The organism is Pseudomonas sp. NLJ1, assembly GCF_049486705.1.
Taxonomy (GTDB): Bacteria; Pseudomonadota; Gammaproteobacteria; order Pseudomonadales; family Pseudomonadaceae; genus Aquipseudomonas; species Aquipseudomonas inefficax.
The window spans coordinates 361,786-380,367 of the sequence record NZ_CP137735.1 but is presented as its reverse complement, the minus strand read 5'-3'; the positions used below and the strand labels follow the sequence as shown (position 1 = coordinate 380,367).

Below are 18,582 nucleotides of genomic sequence, written 5' to 3'. Positions count from 1 at the left end.
AAGCACAGATCGCTGGGGCCGCTTCGCAGCCCGATCGCGACACAAGGCCGCTCCTACAGCTACCGCGCATCCATCCAGGCCCTCGCAGTCTTTGGATCCATTCCCATTCGCAAAAACCCCGTGCGTTTCGCCTAAGCTTGAGTACAATCGTCAGCTTTTTCCGGGCCTCCCGTCCCGTCGCTGGAACTCCCAATGCTGACCGGTAGCTACTCCTCTTCGCTGGTGTTGATTTCGCTGTGCGTGGCAATCCTGGCGTCCTATACCGCCCTTGACCTGACCGGCCGCATCGCCACGGCCAAAGGCCGGGCTGCCTGCCTGTGGATGGGGGGTGGCGCGCTGGCCATGGGCATCGGCGTGTGGTCGATGCACTTCATCGGCATGCTCGCCTTCAGCCTGCCCATCGAACTGGGCTATGACCTTGCCCTGACCGCGTTCTCGTTGCTGATTGCCGTGTTGTCCTCGGGCTTTGCCTTGTGGCTGGTCAGCCAGCCGAGCCTGCCGTGGCAGCAGCTGGCATTTGGCGCGCTGATCATGGGCGCCGGCATCGCCTGCATGCACTACACCGGCATGGCCGCGCTGCGCATGCTGCCGGGCATCGACTATGACCCGACGCTGTTCGGTGCTTCGCTGCTGATTGCCGTGGGCGCCTCGGCAGCGGCCTTGTGGATCGCCTTCCGTCTGCGCGCGCATACCCCCTATGTGCGGCAGATTCGCGGCCTGGCGGCGGTGGTGATGGGTTTTGCGATCGTCGGCATGCACTACACCGGCATGGCCGCGGCGAACTTCCCCGAAGGCAGCTTCTGTGGTGCCCTGGCAGGGGGCGGCCTGCAAGGCGACGGCCTGGTCTACCTGGTGTTGATCACCACCCTGGCGGTATTGGCGGTGGCTCTGCTCACCTCGGTGCTGGACGCCCGCCTGGAGGCGCGCACCGCCGAGCTGGCCCGCTCGCTGACCCTGGCCAACCAGGAACTGACCCAACTGGCCCTGCACGATACCCTCACCGACCTGCCCAACCGTACCCTGCTGGCCGACCGCATCGAGCAGGCCATCGCCAAGGTAGCGGAGCAGGGCGGCTGCTTTGCCCTGATGTTCATCGACCTGGACGGCTTCAAGCCAGTCAACGATGCCTTTGGCCACCACGTCGGCGACTTGCTGCTCAAGGCCGTGGCGGCGCGTTTGCGCGGGCACCTGCACAGCCAGGACACCCTGGCGCGCATCGGCGGCGACGAGTTCGTGCTGCTGGTGCAGTTGCGCGAGCCGAACGATGCCATGGATGTGGCGGTCAAGCAGGTCAACCTGGTGTCACGGCCGTTCCGCGTGGCCGAGCATGATCTGCAACTGACGGCGAGCCTGGGCATCGTCCTGTATCCGGGCAACGGCCAGGACCAGCACGAGCTGCTGCGCAATGCCGACGCTGCCATGTACCACGCCAAGAGCGCCGGCAAGAACGGCTACAGCTTCTTCGACGTGTCGATGAACAGCAACGCCCGCCAGCAATTGCAGTTACTGCAGGACCTGCGCCAGGCCCTGGAGCAGCGCCAGTTCCGCCTGCACTACCAGCCCAAGTTCGACGCCCAGAATTGCCAACCGATCGGTGCCGAGGCGTTGTTGCGCTGGGAGCACCCGCAGCAGGGCCTGTTGCTGCCCGACCGTTTCATCGGCCTGGCAGAAAAGACCGGCCTGATCATTCCCATTGGCGAATGGGTGCTCATTGAGGCTTGCCGGCAGATGCGTCAGTGGCTGGACCAGGGGCACCACGGCTGGCGCATGGCGGTGAACCTGTCGGCCATCCAGTTCTGCCATGCCGGGCTGGTCGACAGCGTGGCCCGAGCCCTGCAGCAGAACAGCCTGCCGGCCAACTGCCTGACCCTGGAAATTACCGAAACAACCGCCATGCACGACGCCGATGCCAGCCTTACGGTGCTGCAGCGGCTGTCCGACATGGGCGTGGACCTGTCTATCGATGACTTCGGCACCGGCTATTCCAGCCTGATGTACCTCAAGCGCCTGCCGGCCAACGAGCTGAAGATCGACCGCGGTTTTGTGCGCGACCTGGAGCAGGACAGCGACGATGCGGCGATCGTTTCGGCAATCGTGGCGCTGGGCCAGGCGCTGGGGCTGCGCATCGTTGCCGAAGGGGTGGAGACTGACAGGCAGCAGGACTTCCTGACCCGCCTGGGCTGCGATTCGCTGCAAGGCTACCTGCTGGGCCAGCCGGTGCCGGCCGAGCAGTTCATGGGCAAGTTGCAGGCCATGCGCCAGGAAAGTACCGCAGCGGGCTAGACCGCGTCGCGCAGGGTGAAGGCGGGCATGAAAGTATCCATCTCCGCCTCGACGGCCTCGATGATGCGCTCTACGTCGGCGGCGGCCATGATTGCCGAGCAGGGGATGCCGGCAATCGCCAGCAGGGTTTCGCCGGTGGCGCGGTCGAACAGCCGCGCGACCATGCTGCGTGGCGCATCCATGCTGGCTTCGAAGCCCAGCGGGTGGAAATGCCAGCGCATCACCTGGCAGGCGTTGGGGAACGTCATCTTGTTCATGCCAGCCTCCTTGTCCGTACCTGGACGTGGTGAGCGGGTGGCCACATCGATGCGGCCGCCGGGAAGGTAACCATAGCACCTGTCACGGAGTATTCTCGGCTGCAAATACGACAAATGTGCTAATGCATGACAGCGGTCACATCCTTTGCAGGTTGGTATTTTGGGGACTGGCTACCTGGCAAACGTTTTCCTCGGTCGATAGCTGCATGCAGCCCGATGAAATGAACCGCTGTACTCGACATTCGATCCCCTCTCTTTTCGGACGAGCGGTCGAAGCGGTTCACGCTGCCTTACCAGTCAACGGGGCTTAAAGTGAATCTCGACGCAAGCCCAGAGCGGCTCTTTCAACATCGGTCGGGCCGTTAACCAGAATTCTAACGAAACCAACCGGTGTTACAGGTAAAAACGTGCTTGTTCTTATTGCGGCCAGAGCAGTTGTAGCTACTGGAGGAGCAAGGGCAATCAGCGCGGCGGCTGTCACCACTTCCTGGACCGGTTCTGGTAGCCTGTTCCATTGGTCTTTTATTACTCTCAGAGCGTTATTCACAGGTCTCAAATGATTTGCCACATCACTAGCTAGCCACTGTGTCAAGCCGACGGTGACTTCCCTAAGTTCATTCGGCTCTATTTCCAGCATGGTATCTGTGTTCAAAGAGCCTCTTCTGGAGGGTGGCGGTGTTTCGGGGGAAAGCCAGCGATTCAACCTTGATACGTTTCGTCTTAGCCACTGACGCAGTCGTCCACTGGGATCGTGGTGATTGATTGGGTCGTTCTGGCAATAGGTATAGGCGTTTATTCCGCCGTCAGAAAATGGCGACAGTGTATCCGCTCGAATGAAACGCTTGAGCACAGGTGAATAGAACCGATGCCCATTGCCCAAGGGGTAGCATCCGCTGAGCTTGTCCAGGTGCTGACCAGCAAGGCCAAGTTCGGATATTTGGGCATTCGTTTCTCGAAAACCATAAGGTGTATATCTATATTTCGCGGGCGTCGTCGAGAGGCCCAACACAGTCGTCGCTAAATCACATTGCAGCAGTTGAAATGCGGCAAGGTTGGAGCCACTTTCACCTAAGACCAACCCATGTGCACGCAGGTAATGTTTCGATGTGGTACCTGTTTCGTTGCAAAGCGTGTCTTTCATATAGAAAAAATTATGGGTACGCATGGTAGGACGGCCCTATGCGAGTACTTGGATTTTGTAACTCGCAAGAATGTAGTTCGGTTATCTCTTAGGGTCTACTGGTAGAAATATCAGTGTTCGGGGCGGGTAGGTAAACGCTCCGGTCTCAGCCGAGAAGTCCTGCTGCAATATTGATAGTGAACCCCAGGATCGCCGTATTGAATACGAACCCCACCAGCGAATGCGCCAGCACCACCCGCCGTAGGCCCCGCCCAGCGACGCCCACGTCGGAGGTTTGTACCGCCACGCTGATGGTGAACGAGAAATAGTGGAAGTCCCAGTAATCGGGGTTGCGCTCGCCATCGGCGAAGCGCAGCGGCGGTTCGTGGTTTTGTCCGGTATAGAACAGCCGCGCGTAGTGCAGGCTGAAAATGCAGCCGATTAATAGCCAGGAGCCGGCCACGGTCAGGCCGGTGTAGAGGTAGTGCACGACCAGCGCCGTGCCTTGCAGGCCACGGCTGGACACCAGTTGCAGGGTGACGGCGGCGAGGCTGGCGATGGCGGCGATGCACACGGTGAGCAGGACCAGGCCGGCGTTTTCGTCTTCGACGCGGGCGACCTTGCGTACCTTTTCCGCATTGGCGCTCAAGGTCAGGTAGAGCACCAGCAGCAGGTACAGCCATACGCCAAGATTCCAGCCGGCGAGGATGTGCTGCACGCTGTCGCTGGCGGGGATCAGCCAGGCGCCGAGCAGGCCGACCACAGTGGCGATGCTCAGGCGCGGGTGGGTGTGGGTCAGGCGGTGGAAAGCCATGGGGCCTCGTTTTCGGGGGTATGGCTACCACTCTAGCCGGTCATTACAGAGATGATGGACATGCTCGGGTCCATTGTGGGAGCGGGCGAGCCCGCGAAGCAGCCACCGCGGTGGCTGGCAAGTACCCTGTGGGAGCGGCTTTAGCCGCGAACACCGGCGCAGCCGGTGCCATGCACCGCGTTGGATTCTTCGCGGCTAAAGCCGCTCCCACAGGGTATGCGGTGTGCTCACTGATTCTTTGCCGCCGCCCATCGCGCGGCATTGCAACTCTCAGTACACTGCACGCTCCAACACCAACATCCGTTGAACTCGAGGTTACTGCATGACGCTCAGTCCTTTGGCAGGCAAGCCGGCTCCGGCCAGCGTGCTGGTCGATATTCCCCGACTGCTCACCGCCTACTACACCGGCCGCCCCGACGCTGCCGTGGCGGCCCAGCGGGTGGCCTTCGGCACCTCGGGGCACCGTGGCACTTCGCTTGAATTGAGCTTCAACGAGTACCACGTCCTGGCCATTACCCAGGCCATCTGCCTGTATCGCCAGGAGAAGGGCATCGATGGCCCGCTGTTCATCGGCGCCGACACCCACGCACTGTCGGCACCGGCTACCGCCAGCGCCCTGGAAGTGCTGGCTGCCAATGGCGTGCAGGTAATGCTGTCCAAGGACGACGAATACACGCCAACACCAGCGGTTTCCCATGCCATCCTCTGCCATAACCGTGGCCGCGAGCAGGGCCTGGCCGACGGCATCGTCATCACCCCGTCGCACAACCCGCCGCAAAGCGGTGGCTTCAAGTACAACCCGCCCAATGGCGGCCCGGCCGACAGCGACGTGACCAAGTGGATCGAGGCCAAGGCCAACGAACTGCTGGCTGCTGACCTGGCGGGCGTCAAGCGCATGGACCATGCCCAGGCGCTGCAGGCATCCACCACCCAGCGTCACGACTACGTGAGCAACTACGTGGCCGACCTGGAAAACGTCATCGACTTCGACATCATCCGCGGCGCCAAGCTGCGCCTGGGCGTCGACCCGCTGGGCGGAGCAGGGGTGCGCTATTGGTCGGCGATTGCCGAGCATTACAAGTTGGACCTTGAAGTGGTGAACACCGAGGTCGACCCGACCTTCCGCTTCATGACCGTCGACTGGGACGGCCAGATCCGCATGGACCCATCCTCGCCCTACGCCATGCAGGGCCTGATCGGCCTGCGCGAACGCTTCGACGTGGCCTTCGCCTGCGACCCGGACCACGACCGCCATGGCATCGTCACCCCCGATGGCCTGCTGCAGCCGAACAACTACCTGGCCGTGGCCATCGACTACCTGTATCGCCACCGCCCGCAATGGCGCAGCGATGCCGCCGTTGGCAAGACCGTGGTCTCCAGCGGACTGATCGACCGCGTTACCCAGCGCCTGGGCCGTGAACTGTACGAAGTGCCGGTGGGCTTCAAGTTCTTCGCCCAGGGCCTGTTCGACGGCACGCTGGGCTTTGGTGGCGAGGAAAGCGCGGGGGCGTCGTTCCTGCGCCGCGACGGCTCGGTCTGGGCTACCGACAAGGACGGGCTGATCCCGGCCTTGCTGGCTGCCGAGATGACCGCCCGCACCGGGCGCAACCCGAGCCAGGCCTACGCCGACCTGACCGAGGCGCTGGGCAAGCCGTTCGCCACCCGTGTCGAAGCCAAGGCCGATGCCCGGCAGAAGGCTTTGCTGAGCAAGCTGGCGCCGGAGCAGGTGAAGTCGACCGAGCTGGCGGGTGAGCCGATCGTGCAGATCCTCAGCCATGCGCCGGGCAACGGCCAGGCGATTGGCGGGCTGAAGGTGATGACCGCTAATGGCTGGTTTGCCGCGCGCCCGTCGGGCACCGAGGATATCTACAAGATCTACGCCGAAAGCTTCATCGACGAGGCGCATCTGCAGCGCCTGGTGCAGGAAGCGCAGGTGCTGGTGGATGCGGCGATTGCCTGACAGGTAACAAACCGCTTGGTTCTGCGGCGTGGTGTAAATTAGAATTAATCTTATTTACACCACCGCAGGGCCTTTCCCATGATCGACGCCGCGCCGCCACCGGAGCATAGCCTGCCTGCCCTGTACCGGGCCCATCGCGGCTGGCTGGAAACCTGGCTGCGGCGGCGCATGGGCAATGCCTGGGATGCCGCCGACCTCAGCCAGGATACCTTCCTGCGTATCCTGGCCAGCGCGCAGCCGCTGGCAGAAATTCGCGAACCGCGTGCCTACCTGCTGACCGTGGGCAAGCGCCTGCTGAGCAACTTTCACCAGCGGCGCAGCCTGGAACAAGCCTACCTCGATGCACTGGCGCAGTTGCCCGAGCAGCATGTGCCCTCGCCAGAGCAGCGTTGGCTGCTGCTGGAAACCCTGCAAGCCCTCGACGAGTTGCTCGACGGCCTCAAGGCACCGGTACGCAAGGCCTTTCTCTGGAGCCAGCTGGAGGGCCTGGGCTATGCCGAGATCGGCAAGCGCCTGGGCGTTTGCGAGCGCTCGGTCAAACGCTACATGGCGCAGGCCTACGAGCATTGCCTGCTGGCCGAACTGTAATGACCACCCATTCCCCCGAAATCCGCGAGGCACTGCGGGCCGCCGCCCGCTGGCTGGCGCTGGTGGACTCTGGCGCTGCCAGCGCGAGTGACCTGCAGCGCCTGGAACAATGGCGTACCAGCAGCACCTTGCACGAACACGCCTGGCAAAAGGCACTGCTGTTGCGCCAGCGCTTTTCCGCACTACCCGGCGCAGTGGCCATGGCCACCCTGGACCGCCCGGATGCCGGCCGCCGGGCGCTGCTCAAGCAGGCCCTGGGCGTGGCGGCATTGTTGCCGGCGGCCTGGCTGGCAAGCCGCGAGCTGCCGTTGGAAGCCTGGACTGCCGACATGCATACTGCGGTCGGGGAGCGCCGACAAGTGCCGCTGAGCGATGGCACATTCGTGCAGTTGAACAGCGACAGTGCGGTGGATATCGACCTGGGTGCCCGTCGCCTGACATTGCTGCGTGGCGAAGTGGCGGTCAGGTTGCCCGGCAACCTGAGCCTGACGTTGCAGGTGCCGTATGGCCAGGTCGCGCTGGATGCCGGTGAGGTGTGCCTGCGCCTGGTCGATCAGGCTTGCCGGGTATCGGTGCTCAAGGGCACGGCCAACCTGCAGCCGCGGCAAGGCCCGGCGCTGCTGCTGCAGGCCGGGCAGCAGGCCAGCCTGCAAGTGGCCGGGGTTGGCCCTGTCACCGGCCTGGACGCATGGCTGCTGGGCTGGCGCGAAGGGGTACTGCGGCTGGAGGATCGCCCCTTGGGCGAGCTGCTGCACGAGCTGCGCAGGTACCGCCCCGGCGTGCTGCGCTGGGCGCCCGAACTGGAGGCCCTGCGCGTGACCGGCACGTTCCGCCTCGATGACACCGACCGGGTGCTGGCCTTGCTCGCCGCCAGCCTGCCGTTGCAGGTGCACACACGCACGCGTTACTGGGTGAGCCTGGCCGCGCGAGAAAATCGTGCATGAGGCTGTCCCCTTTTCTCCACTCACCGGTCATTACCGGTAGGAGCAAACAAAGGGGAGCCCTGTTCAATGCCAGTTATCATGTCCTGCCGCCTGCGCCCACTGGTGCGTGCGGCACATCCGTTGTTCGCCATGAGCCTGCTGTTGTGTGCACCGGCCTGGGCCGACGAACCCGCCCGGCGCAGCTATCAGGTGCCCGCCACAAGCCTGGGTGCGGCACTCACCCAGTTTGCCGACCAGGCCGGGGTCAGCCTGTCGCTGGACCCGGCGCTGGTCAACGGCCGGCAGAGCAATGGCCTGTCCGGCAGCTACAGTGTCGGCGAAGGCTTCACCCAGTTGCTGCGCGGCAGCGGCTTGCAGTTGTTGCCGGTGGGCGAGGGCGCTTTCACGTTGATGCCGGCCCCCCAGGCGAGTGGTGCGCTGGAAATCGCCCCGACCAGCATTGTCGGTGGCCTGGCCGCAGGCAACGAAACGCAACCTTATGCCGGTGGCCAGGTGGCACGTCAGGGTTCACAGGGCCTGCTGGGCACGCGTGACTTCATGGAAACCCCGTTCAGCATCACCAGCTACACCAGCGAACTGGTGAAGAACCAGCAGGCGCGGACCTTGGGCGAACTGATCGCCAGCGACCCCTCGGTGCGCGCCACCAACCCGGCGGGTGGGCGCTTCGAGCAGTTCACCATTCGCGGCTTCAGCCTGTTCAACAGCGATGTGGCCTACAACGGCCTGTACGGCATCCTGCCGACCTACTCGATCGACATGGAAATGGCCGACCGGGTCGACATCATCAAAGGCCCCAGCCAGTTGATCAACGGCATCTCGCCGCGAGGCAGTGTCGGCGGCGGCATCAATGTGCAGCCCAAGCGGGCCGGTGACCAGCCGCTAACCGAGTTTACCGGTAGCTATGCCTCTGCTGGCCAGGCAGGCGGCGCGGTGGACGTTGGCCGGCGCTTTGGCGAAGGCCAGCAGTTCGGCGTGCGCTTCAACGGCGTGAAACAGGCGGGCGACACCGAATGGGATCACCAGCGTGTCGAGCGCGAAATGGCGGTGCTGGGCCTGGATTTTCGTGGCGAGCGCCTGCGGCTTTCGGCAGACCTGGGCCATACCGAGCGCGACACCGATGCACCGCAGGAGCGGGTGCTGGTTGGTGCCAATGCCAAGGTGCCGGATGCCAGCGACGTGCGCCACAACTACGCCCAGGCCTGGAGCAAGGCGCGTACCAACGACACCTTCGGCGCGCTGCATGCCGAGTACGATATCAGCGAGTCGCTGCTGGCATATGGCGCGGTCGGTGCGCGCAAGAGCAACCATGACTTCCTGCGCCACAACGTGTCCATCAGCAACGATGCCGGCGACTTCACCGTGCAGCCGCGCGACTTCACCCGGGATGAAACCGTGCGTACCGCCATGGCCGGCGTGCGCAACTGGTTCCATACCGGGCCGGTCAGCCACGAGCTTAACCTGGCCGCCAGCTACTTCTACATGGACTTCACCAACGGCGGCGCCCGCTATGCCTCGGCGCCCAGCAACCTCTACCATCCGATAGCCACGCCGATACCTGGCACGCCAACCCGCATCGACCCCGAGGTGTACACGGAAAACCGCTTTTCCGGCGTGGCCCTGGCCGACACCCTGGGTTTCTTCGACGACCGCCTGTTGCTGACCCTGGGGGCGCGCTGGCAGCGGGTGCAGGTGGATGACTGGAGCGACGGTATCAAGGGCGATACCGCCTACGATGAAGAGAAGGTGTCGCCTTCGGGCGGCGTGCTGCTCAAGGTCAGCGACCAGCTGTCGTTGTATGCCAACTACATGGAGGGCCTGAGCCAGGGCAAGATCGCGCCGTCGACATCGGTCAACGAAGACCAGATCTTCCCGCCGTTCACCAGCCGCCAGGTCGAGGTGGGGGCCAAGTACGACCTGGGTCAGGTTGCCTTCACTGCCAGTGCCTTCCGCATCCGCCAGCCCGCCTACGAAACCAACCCCACATCGCGGGTGTTCGGCCTCAATGGCAAGCGCGACAACCGCGGTATCGAACTGAGCGTGTTCGGCGAACCCGTGCAAGGCGTGCGCGTGCTGGGCGGGGTGATGTACATCGACAGTGAACTGACCGACACCATCGGTGGTGCCTACGATGGCAACCGCGCGCCGGCCACGCCCGAGTACAACGTCAACCTCGGCGCGGAATGGGACGTGCCTGGAGTGAACGGCCTGACCCTGACGGCGCGAGGCATCCACTCGAGCTCGCAGTACCTGGACCAGAACAACAGCAAGCAGATCGACGGTTGGGAGCGTTACGATGTGGGGGCGCGTTATGCGTTCAAAGTGGATGCCACCCAGGTTACCTTGCGTGCCAGTGTCGAGAATGTGCTGGACGACCGCTACTGGAGCTCGGCCGGAGCTTCGGATGACAGCGAGCCGGGGCTGACGCTGTCTACGCCGCGTACCTACCTGCTGTCGGCGACAGTGGGTTTCTAGCCCATTTCAAAAGTGGGCGCGTTCCCTGTAGGAGCGGCCTTGTGTCGCGAAAGGGCTGCAAAGCAGCCCCAGCAATTTCAAGTGTTGCGCATCAATCCTGGGCCGCGTTGCGGCCCTTTCGCGACACAAGGCCGCTCCTACAGGTTGAACCGATCGATCAGACCGAATCTGGCACCACGGCGATCACGTCGATTTCCATCAGCCACTCGGCCTGGGCCAACCCGGCCACCACCAGCCCGGTGGAAATCGGGAACACCCCCTTGAGCCACTTGCCTACCTCCTTGTACACCGGCTCGCGGAAACGCGGGTCGGTGATGTAGGTGGTGGTCTTGACGATGTGCGACAGGTCCGAGCCGGCCTCTTCGAGCAGTTGCTTGACGTTCTTCATCGCCTGCTCGGCCTGCGCCCGTGGGTCACCCAGGCCCACCAGGTTGCCTTCGAAGTCAGTACCGACCTGGCCGCGCACGTAGATGGTGTTGCCGGCGCGCACCGCCTGGCACAGGTCGTTGTCCAGGGTCTGGTTAGGGTAGGTGACCTTGGTGTTGAACATGCGGATGCGAGTATGGGTAGGCATCAGTGGGCTCCGAGGGTGCTGACGTTGCTGATCTTGGGTTGCTGCTGCTCATCCGCTGCGCGTTGTTCGCGGTCGCGGTAGGCGGTATAGGTGCGTTGCGTGGCGATATGGCCGGCGACGTGCTTGGCGTCGTGCCACACGCCCCAGATGAACGACGAGCCACGGCGCGACAGCCACGGCAGGCCAAGGAAGTACACACCCGGCTCGCGGGCTACACCGCGTTGGTGCTGGGGCTTGCCGTTGGCGTCGAAGGTGTCTACCTGCAGCCAGCTGAAGTCGACACCGTAACCGGTAGCCCAGATGATGCTGGTGACGCCGGCCTTGGCCAGGTCCAGTTGCTGTAGCGGGTTGCGCATGCACTCAGGGTCGGCCAGGCGCTTGCGGGCTTCGGGCTCTTCCGGCAGGTCCAGGCCGTTGCGTTCGATGTAGGCATCGGCGGCATCCAGCAGGGCCAGGTAGTTGTCATCGCCGCGGTTGATGTTCTCGACCAGGTTGTCCTGGAAGCGCGCCACGCCGTTCTCGAACGACTGGGTCAGGCCGACCAGGGTCATGCCCTGGTGGGCGAGGGCGCGGAAGTCCACGGTGTGGCCGCCACGGGCGCCACTGACGGCAATGGTCACGTGCTCGCGGCCAGGCTTGGCGATTTCCGCATCCCACTCACCCAGCACGCCCAGCCACCAGCAGAAGTCGCGGTTGCGGTAAGCGCGAGGGGGGCGATCGTGGGCGCCGACCGAGAGGTACACCTGGCGCCCGGCACGCATCAGTTCTTCGGCGATCTGCACCCCGGAGGAGCCGGCACCGACCACCAGTACAGCGCCTTCTGGCAACTGCTCGGGGTTGTAATAGGCGGCAGAGTGGATCTGGTGCAGGTTGCTGTCTTTCGGCGCGATGGCCGGGATCACCGGCTTCTGGAACGGGCCGGTGGCGGCGACCACGCGGTTGGCGCGAATCACGCCTTCATTGGTTTCGATGGTGAAACCGGGGCGGTCGCTGTTGCGCAGCACTTTCTTCACTTCGATGCCGGTGCGTACGGGCAGGTTGTACTTGCGTACGTACTGCTCGAAGTAGTCGGCCACCTGGTCCTTGCCGGCGAAGGCGTCGGCGTCGAGGTCGAATTCCAGCCCCGGGAAGCGGTCGTGCCAGGCCGGGCCGTTGGCCACCAGCGAGTCCCAGCGGCCGGTGCGCCAGGCCTCGGCGATACGCTTGCGCTCCAGCACCAGGTGCGGCACGCCAAGCTTGCTCAGGTGTTCGCTCATGGCCACGCCGGCCTGGCCGGCGCCGACGACGAGGGTGTCGATTTCGAGGTTGTTCAGTGTCATGTCCGAGCCCTTGTTCAGGCGGTTTTTGTCAGGTCGGTTTGGAGGACCGCCGTTGCCTGGGGCCAGACTAGGGATGCCGTGGAAATGGCGAAAATAGTATTTAGCTGGGGCTTGCCGATAAAACGGCGAAGGCCTTGATTCCTGCCGCCTGCAGCGGTTCCCACAGCAGCTTTTCCGGGTTTTTTTCCGAACGTTTCGTGGTCATAGTTTTTTCCTCTGCAAACCCTCGGAAAAAGGTCGTTTCGCCTGCCGCAAGGTCATCCCAGAATGCCGTGTATCGCACAGCACAACAGGAACCATGACATGACTTTTTCCATCATCGGTCGTTGCCAGGAAACCGGCCAGGTCGGTATCGCCATCAGCTCTTCGAGCATCGCCGTGGGCGCCCGCTGCCCGTGGGTGCGGGCCGGTGTGGGCGCGGTCGCCACCCAGAACATCACTCTGCCTGCACTGGGCCCGCAGATTCTCGATGCCCTGGAACAGGGCCAGTTGCCGCCTGCCGCTGCGCTGGACCGGGTGCTGAGCGCCAATGGCTGGAACGAGTACCGCCAGGTCACGGTGATCGACAGCCGTGGCCAGGTGGCGCTGTTCACCGGCAAGGAAGCCTTGGGCACGCACTGCGCCCTCGCCGGTGAGCAATGCGCGGCGGCAGGCAACCTGTTGGCTTCGACCCAGGTGATCGAGGCGATGGTGCAGGCCTTTGAGCAAGCCGGCGGGCATCTGGCCGACCGCCTGCTGGCCGCCATGCACGCGGCGATGGCCGCAGGCGGCGAGGCCGGGCCGGTGCATTCGGCGGCGTTGAAGATCGCCGGCGAGCTGACCTGGCCGCTAGTGGACCTGCGTGTGGACTGGGCCGAGGCTGACCCGATCGCTGTACTCGACGGCCTGTGGCAGGCGTATCGGCCGCAGATGCAGGATTACGTTACCCGCGCCCTCAACCCGACTGCCGCGCCAAGCTACGGGGTGCCGGGCGATGAGTGAATCTGCCAGTCGCGCGCTGCTGGCCAGGCTGATCGGCTTTGCCACGGTCAGCCGGGATTCCAACCTCGAACTGATCAGCTTCATCCGCGACTACCTGGCCGAGCTGGGGGTGGAAAGCGAACTGTTCCATAACCCGGAAGGCACCAAGGCCAACCTGTTCGCCACCATCGGCCCGCAGGGCGTTGGCGGCGTGGTGCTGTCCGGGCATACCGATGTGGTGCCGGTGGACGGCCAGGCCTGGACAGTCGAGCCGTTTGCCCTGAGTGAACGCGACGGGCGCCTGTATGGCCGTGGCACGGCTGACATGAAGGGCTTCATCGCATCGGTGCTGGCGACTGTGCCCGCGTTCCTCGTCCAGCCGTTGCGCATGCCGGTGCACCTGGCGTTCTCCTATGACGAGGAAGTCGGCTGCCTGGGGGTGCGCTCGATGCTGGCCGCGCTGGAGCAGCGTGCACACAAGCCACGGCTGTGCCTGATTGGGGAACCTACCGAACTCAAGCCGGTGCTGGGGCACAAGGGCAAGCTGGCGATGCGTTGCCAGGTGCATGGCGCGGCCTGCCACTCGGCGTACGCGCCGTATGGGGTGAATGCCATCGAGTATGCGGCGAAGCTGATCGGCAAGCTGGGTGATATCGGTGATGCCCTGGCGTTGCCGGAGCATCACGACGCGCGCTTCGACCCACCGTTCTCCACTGTGCAGACCGGTGTGATCAAGGGGGGCAGTGCGCTGAACATCGTGCCGGCGGAATGCGAATTCGATTTCGAAGTGCGGGCCTTGCCGGGGTTCGAGGCGCAGGCAGTGGCCGATCAGTTGCAGACCTATGCCGAGGCCGAATTGCTGCCGCGCATGCGCAAGGTCAATGCGGCCAGCGCCATTCGCCTGCAGCCGTTGAGTGCGTATCCGGGGCTGGCCACGCCAGCGGATAGCGAGGCGGCTCGCCTGGTGGCGTTGCTCAGTGGTTCGGATGAGTTCGGTACGGTGGCGTTTGGTACCGAAGGAGGGCTGTTCGACCAGGCGGGCATCCCGACTGTGGTGTGCGGGCCTGGGAGCATGGACCAGGGGCACAAGCCGGATGAGTTCGTCAGTGTCGAGCAGTTGCGGGGGTGTGATGCCATGTTGCTGAGGCTGGTGGATTACCTCAGGCAGGGTTGATTGCGCTGGCCTCTTCGCGGGTAAACCCGCTCCCACAGGATCTCGTCAGTCTCAAGGGCTGTGCAGTACCTGTGGGAGCGGGTTCACCCGCGAATGGGCCGCAGCGCGGCCCCGGGTATTCAGAAGGTAGCCTTGACCTGCAGGCCAACCACCAGCGCGTTGTCGATGTCCTTCCCGGAGAACGCGCCCGGCTCGATGATGTACTGCACATCCGGGCGCAGGTTCAGCCACGGTGTGGCCTGGTAGCCATAGCTCAGCTCGACCAGCTGCTCGGCGCTGTCGATATCGGGGAACTGCTGCCCGGCATCGAACGCGGCATCTTCCAGCACGTCGCGGCTACGCGGGTTGGGTACGGCACGGCCATAGCCCAGGGCCACAGTATCCTTCGGGCGGCCTGCGAACGGCTTGTACAGCACCACGCCGGCGCCATACCACTTGGTGAATGGCGATGCGGCCTTGCTCGACGCCGAGTACTGGCCGAAGGCATGCAGGCTGCGGCCCGGCAAGCCCTGGTCGTTCCACACCGCCTGGTCGACCAGCAGGTAGTGGCCGCCACGGCCGGACACTTCCTCGTCGCTGCCGATGCGCTTCACGTCGGAGCTGTCGTAGTAGTAGCCCAGTTTGTACTCGCCAGGCAGCTCGCCCTGCAGCTTGTAGACCAGCTCTACCGGTACCACGGTGCCGGTGGTGTGCTTGGGGCCCAGGTGCCAGGCGCGGCTGGAGTTGCCGTTGCTTTCCGGGTCGACGTTGAACGCCGCCACACGCAGTTGCCAGGACGGTGACAGGTCATACTTCACCCGCACGCCCAGGTGGGCATTGGGGTAATTGGTCCAGCCACTGCCACCAGACATGTTCAGCGGGTGACCGCAGAAGCCGGCGTTCATGAAGTTGCACAGGATGCCACTGTCCAGGCCACCGAGGTCGTTGCCCATGGCCATGTAGCCGAGCTTGACGTTGAGTGCCGGGGTGAACAGGGTGCGCTCGTAGCTCAGCTCCGTCAGGCGGGTGTACAGGCCACCGAAGTTTTCCTGGATCGGCAGGCGGTTGCCCACCAGGTCTTCCGAGGCGCTGTTGCCGCGGCGGTCGTTGATGGTCAGCTGGACCTTGCCGCCGTTGTCCAGGCCATACAGTTTCGACAGGTCGAACTGCACGCCCAGTTTCAGGTTTTGCGAGTAGCGCGCCGAGCGGTGCAGGCCACCGTGGGCGTTGTAGGCGGTTTCGCCGCTGTAGTCGCCGGTGAACCTGACGCCGTCTTCTTCCAGCTGGTGACGCAGGCCGCCCCAGTCACCGGTCAGGGTGCTGCGGGTCATCAGGTCGCCGTCGGCCAGGGCGGTGCTGCTGGCCAGGGCCAGCAACAGGGTGGGGGTGATGCGAATTGCGGATGGCATTGCTGAATCTCGGGTTGTCTTCTAAGGCCTCTTCGCGGGTGAACCCGCTCCCACAGGATTTTCACTGCCCTTGCAAACCGTGCAGTTCCTGTGGGAGCGGGTTTACCCGCGAAGGGGGCGACGCGGTGTTACGGCAAGGCGTAAGAAATCACGTAGTCGCCACGGTCAGTCGACTGGCGCGCGCCGCCAGCCGTGACCACCACGTACTGCTTGCCGGTTTTCGGCGAGACGTAGGTCATCGGGCCGCCCTGGCTGCCCACTGGCAGGCGAGCTTTCCAGATTTCCTTGCCGTTGCTGCTGTCGTAGGCGCGCAGGTAGAAGTCCTGGGTGCCGGCGATGAACACCAGGCCACCCTGGGTCGACAGGGTGCCGCCGAGGGTCGGCAGGCCGATCTTGATCGGCAGGTGCATGCGGATGCCGAGCGGGCCTGTGTCCTCGACGGTACCCACCGGTACCTGCCACGCCACCTGGCGAGTCTTCATGTCGATGGCGGTCAGGGTGCCGAAGGGGGGCGCCTGGCACGGAATGCCGGCCACCGACAGGAAGCGGTTCTTGTTCACCGCATACGGGGTGCCCTTGAGCGGTACTGCGCCCATGCCGGTGTTCAATGCTTCGCCACCGGAAGCGGCACCGCCCTTGTTTTGCGACGGGATCATCTGGATCCACAGGCCCAGGCGCATGTCGTTGACGAAGATGAAACCATGTACCGGGTCGGTGGAAATGCTGCCCCAGTTCATGCCACCCAACGAACCCGGGAAGCTCAGCGACAGGTCGGTGCCCGGCGCGGTGTACAGGCCGTCGTAGCGCATTTTCTTGAAGTCGATGCGGCACAGCAGCTGGTCGTACGGGGTTGCGCCCCACATGTCCGATTCGGTCAGGGTCTGCGCGCCGATCTGCGGCATGCCCACCGACTTCGGCTGGGTGGGCGAGTACGGCTCGTTGGGGATGTTGCTTGGCTTGACAGGTACTTCGTCGACCTGGGTCAGCGGCTTGCCGGTGGCGCGGTCGAGCACGTAGATCTGCCCGGCCTTGGTGCCGATTACCACTGCAGGTACCGACTGGCCGTCGTCCTTGGTGAAATCGATCAGGCTCGGCTGCATCGGCAGGTCGAAGTCCCAAAGGTCGTTGTGCACGGTCTGGAACACCCACTTCTGGTTGCCGGTGGTGGCGTCCAGGGCCAGTACCGAAGCGCCATAGGTATGGTCCAGCTTGCTGCGTTCGACACCGTAGATGTCGGTGGACGACGAGCCCATCGGCAGGAACACGGTATTCATCGCCGGGTCGTAGGACATCGGGGCCCAGCTGTTGGGGGTGCTGCGCACGTAGGTGCTGTCGCCCTGCGGCGCCTGGCGATCTTCCGGGTTGCCGGGGTCGAAGGCCCAGCGCATTTCACCCGAGATCACGTCGAAACCACGGATCACGCCGCCTGGCATGTCGGTCTGAACGTTGTCGGCGACGCGGCCGCCGACCACCACGGTGGTACCGGCCATCAGTGGGGCCGAGGAAAGCTGGTAGTAGGAGTCCGGCACATCGCCCAGGCCGGCCTTGAGGTCAACCTGGCCATTGTTGCCGAAGCCCTGGCAGAACTCGCCGGTGTCGGCGTCGACGGCAATCAGGCGGCCATCGATGGTATTGGTCAGCAGGCGACGCTGGCAGTTGGCACCGGCCGGTACGCTGGCGACAGTGATTGGCGAGCTGTTCGGCTGGGTGGGCTGGGCGATGGCGGCAGTGGCGTCGAAGTAGGCCATGCCACGGCAACGCTGCCAGACCTTGGACTGAGCGTTGATCGCGTTCTTCCACAGCTCCTTGCCGGTGTCGGCATCGAGGGCGATCAGGTTGTTGTGCGGGGTGCAGATGAACACCTTGTTGCCGACCTGCAGCGGGGTCAGCTGGTCTTCGGCACCGTTGCCGTCGCTGAGCGCCACGTCACCGGTGTGGTAGGTCCAGGCTACCTTCAGCTTGTTGACGTTGTCGCGGTTGATCTGGTCCAGCGCAGCGAAGCGGCTGCCACCTTCGGTGTTGCCATAATGGGCCCAGTCCTTCTGCGCCTTGTCGGCCTCTACCGGGGTCATGCCCGGGCCTTTGCCGGTGGGGGCGACGCTTGGGTGGGCGACGAACATGTTGCCGGCGGCGATCGCCAGCAGCACGGCCATCACCCCGGCAATGCCATAGGCACCGCGGCCGACGCTGGCACCATTGGCACGGGCCAGCAGCGGGTAGACCAGCGCCACCACCAAGCCGATTGCGCCGAACATGAACAGGCGCGAGAACAGCGGCCAGAACACCAGGCCAGCGTCGACCAGCGCCCAGATGGCAGTGCCGACCAGGAACGCCGCGTACAGCCAGGCGCCAGCCGGTTTGCGGCGAGCGATGAGGACGCCGGCAATGGCCATGGCCAGGCCGCCGACCAGGAAGTACCAGGAACCGCCCAGGCCGGCCAGCTTGACGCCGCCCGCAGCCAGGAGGAGGCCGAGCAGGGCGATGATCACGCCCAGGCCGACCAGGATGATGTTTGTGGCGCCAGAGGCGCGCGGTGTTTCTTTCATGCCAGGGATCTCAGCAGGTGGAATGCGCGCAGTGTAATCGCTTAGCTTGCTAATTAACAAGTTGGTACATAATTTTGTGGGGCGGATTGTCGCAGGGTTGAACTCTGCAAGATGTGGCTAAAAGTCTAGAAAATGCAGTTAAAATTACACTAAACAGGATGTTCATGTCGGCTGGGTAACCCA

General features: G+C 64.0%; 14 protein-coding genes. 7 read left to right on the top strand and 7 right to left on the bottom strand.

Features of this window, described 5'->3' with window-relative positions:
- The first annotated feature begins 192 nt into the window (after positions 1-192).
- Positions 193-2,283: a putative bifunctional diguanylate cyclase/phosphodiesterase gene (locus R9B85_RS01685; protein WP_313855263.1), complete on the top strand. Its 2,091-nt coding sequence runs from the start codon at positions 193-195 to the stop codon at positions 2,281-2,283.
- Here the strand turns inward: R9B85_RS01685 and R9B85_RS01680 are convergent.
- The 3 genes from R9B85_RS01680 to R9B85_RS01670 all read right to left on the bottom strand — a co-directional run bounded on the left by R9B85_RS01680 (position 2,280) and on the right by R9B85_RS01670 (position 4,474).
- A complete protein-coding gene (locus R9B85_RS01680) occupies positions 2,280-2,540 on the bottom strand; it encodes a DUF1652 domain-containing protein (protein ID WP_013972974.1) in 261 nt (86 codons plus the stop codon). The two genes, R9B85_RS01685 and R9B85_RS01680, sit on opposite strands and share 4 nt — an antisense overlap.
- Positions 2,541-2,847: 307 nt before the next feature.
- A complete protein-coding gene (locus tag R9B85_RS01675; protein WP_243432390.1) occupies positions 2,848-3,705 on the bottom strand; it encodes an RHS repeat-associated core domain-containing protein in 858 nt (285 codons plus the stop codon).
- Between the two features lie 121 nt (positions 3,706-3,826).
- The gene (locus R9B85_RS01670) at positions 3,827-4,474 is read right to left on the bottom strand and encodes a DUF1345 domain-containing protein (protein ID WP_013972973.1); all 648 of its coding nucleotides are present in this window, start codon (positions 4,472-4,474) and stop codon (positions 3,827-3,829) included.
- 322 nt (positions 4,475-4,796) lie between these two features.
- Here R9B85_RS01670 and pgm point away from each other — a divergent pair, with 322 nt between their 5' ends.
- From pgm to R9B85_RS01650, 4 genes are all read left to right on the top strand, one after another.
- Positions 4,797-6,434, top strand: coding sequence for a phosphoglucomutase (alpha-D-glucose-1,6-bisphosphate-dependent) (gene pgm / locus R9B85_RS01665; protein ID WP_375149466.1), 1,638 nt, complete (start codon positions 4,797-4,799; stop codon positions 6,432-6,434).
- Positions 6,435-6,512: 78 nt separating this feature from the next.
- Positions 6,513-7,022 (top strand): sigma-70 family RNA polymerase sigma factor, encoded by a 510-nt coding sequence (locus R9B85_RS01660; RefSeq protein WP_112252576.1) that lies wholly within the window; start codon positions 6,513-6,515, stop codon positions 7,020-7,022.
- Positions 7,022-7,966, top strand: a complete 945-nt coding sequence (locus R9B85_RS01655; protein ID WP_112252575.1) for a FecR domain-containing protein — start codon at positions 7,022-7,024, stop codon at positions 7,964-7,966. The genes R9B85_RS01660 and R9B85_RS01655 overlap by 1 nt, the downstream gene beginning before the upstream one ends.
- A 66-nt stretch (positions 7,967-8,032) precedes the next feature.
- On the top strand, positions 8,033-10,438 hold the full coding sequence (locus R9B85_RS01650) for a TonB-dependent siderophore receptor (protein ID WP_423770764.1): 2,406 nt from the start codon (positions 8,033-8,035) through the stop codon (positions 10,436-10,438).
- A 157-nt stretch (positions 10,439-10,595) separates the two neighbouring features.
- Here the strand turns inward: R9B85_RS01650 and R9B85_RS01645 are convergent, their stop codons facing one another.
- Both R9B85_RS01645 and R9B85_RS01640 read right to left on the bottom strand, forming a co-directional pair.
- On the bottom strand, positions 10,596-11,012 hold the full coding sequence (locus R9B85_RS01645; protein ID WP_025338851.1) for a RidA family protein: 417 nt from the start codon (positions 11,010-11,012) through the stop codon (positions 10,596-10,598).
- Entirely contained in the window at positions 11,012-12,331 is a 1,320-nt protein-coding gene (locus R9B85_RS01640; protein ID WP_112252572.1) for a flavin-containing monooxygenase, read from the bottom strand. Before R9B85_RS01640 ends, R9B85_RS01645 begins: the two co-directional genes overlap by 1 nt.
- Before the next feature lie 303 nt (positions 12,332-12,634).
- Between R9B85_RS01640 and R9B85_RS01635 the strand changes: the two genes are divergently transcribed.
- Together R9B85_RS01635 and argE are read left to right on the top strand one after the other, a co-directional pair.
- Positions 12,635-13,312, top strand: a complete 678-nt coding sequence (locus R9B85_RS01635) for a DUF1028 domain-containing protein (RefSeq protein ID WP_207878884.1) — start codon at positions 12,635-12,637, stop codon at positions 13,310-13,312.
- The gene (argE, locus tag R9B85_RS01630; protein WP_423770763.1) at positions 13,305-14,465 is read left to right on the top strand and encodes an acetylornithine deacetylase; all 1,161 of its coding nucleotides are present in this window, start codon (positions 13,305-13,307) and stop codon (positions 14,463-14,465) included. Before R9B85_RS01635 ends, argE begins: the two co-directional genes overlap by 8 nt.
- Before the next feature lie 119 nt (positions 14,466-14,584).
- Here the strand turns inward: argE and R9B85_RS01625 are convergent, their stop codons facing one another.
- Positions 14,585-15,853 (bottom strand): carbohydrate porin, encoded by a 1,269-nt coding sequence (locus tag R9B85_RS01625; RefSeq protein ID WP_112252569.1) that lies wholly within the window; start codon positions 15,851-15,853, stop codon positions 14,585-14,587.
- 128 nt (positions 15,854-15,981) lie between these two features.
- Positions 15,982-18,399, bottom strand: coding sequence for a glucose/quinate/shikimate family membrane-bound PQQ-dependent dehydrogenase (locus tag R9B85_RS01620; RefSeq protein WP_207878887.1), 2,418 nt, complete (start codon positions 18,397-18,399; stop codon positions 15,982-15,984).
- Between the last annotated feature and the right edge of the window lie 183 nt (positions 18,400-18,582).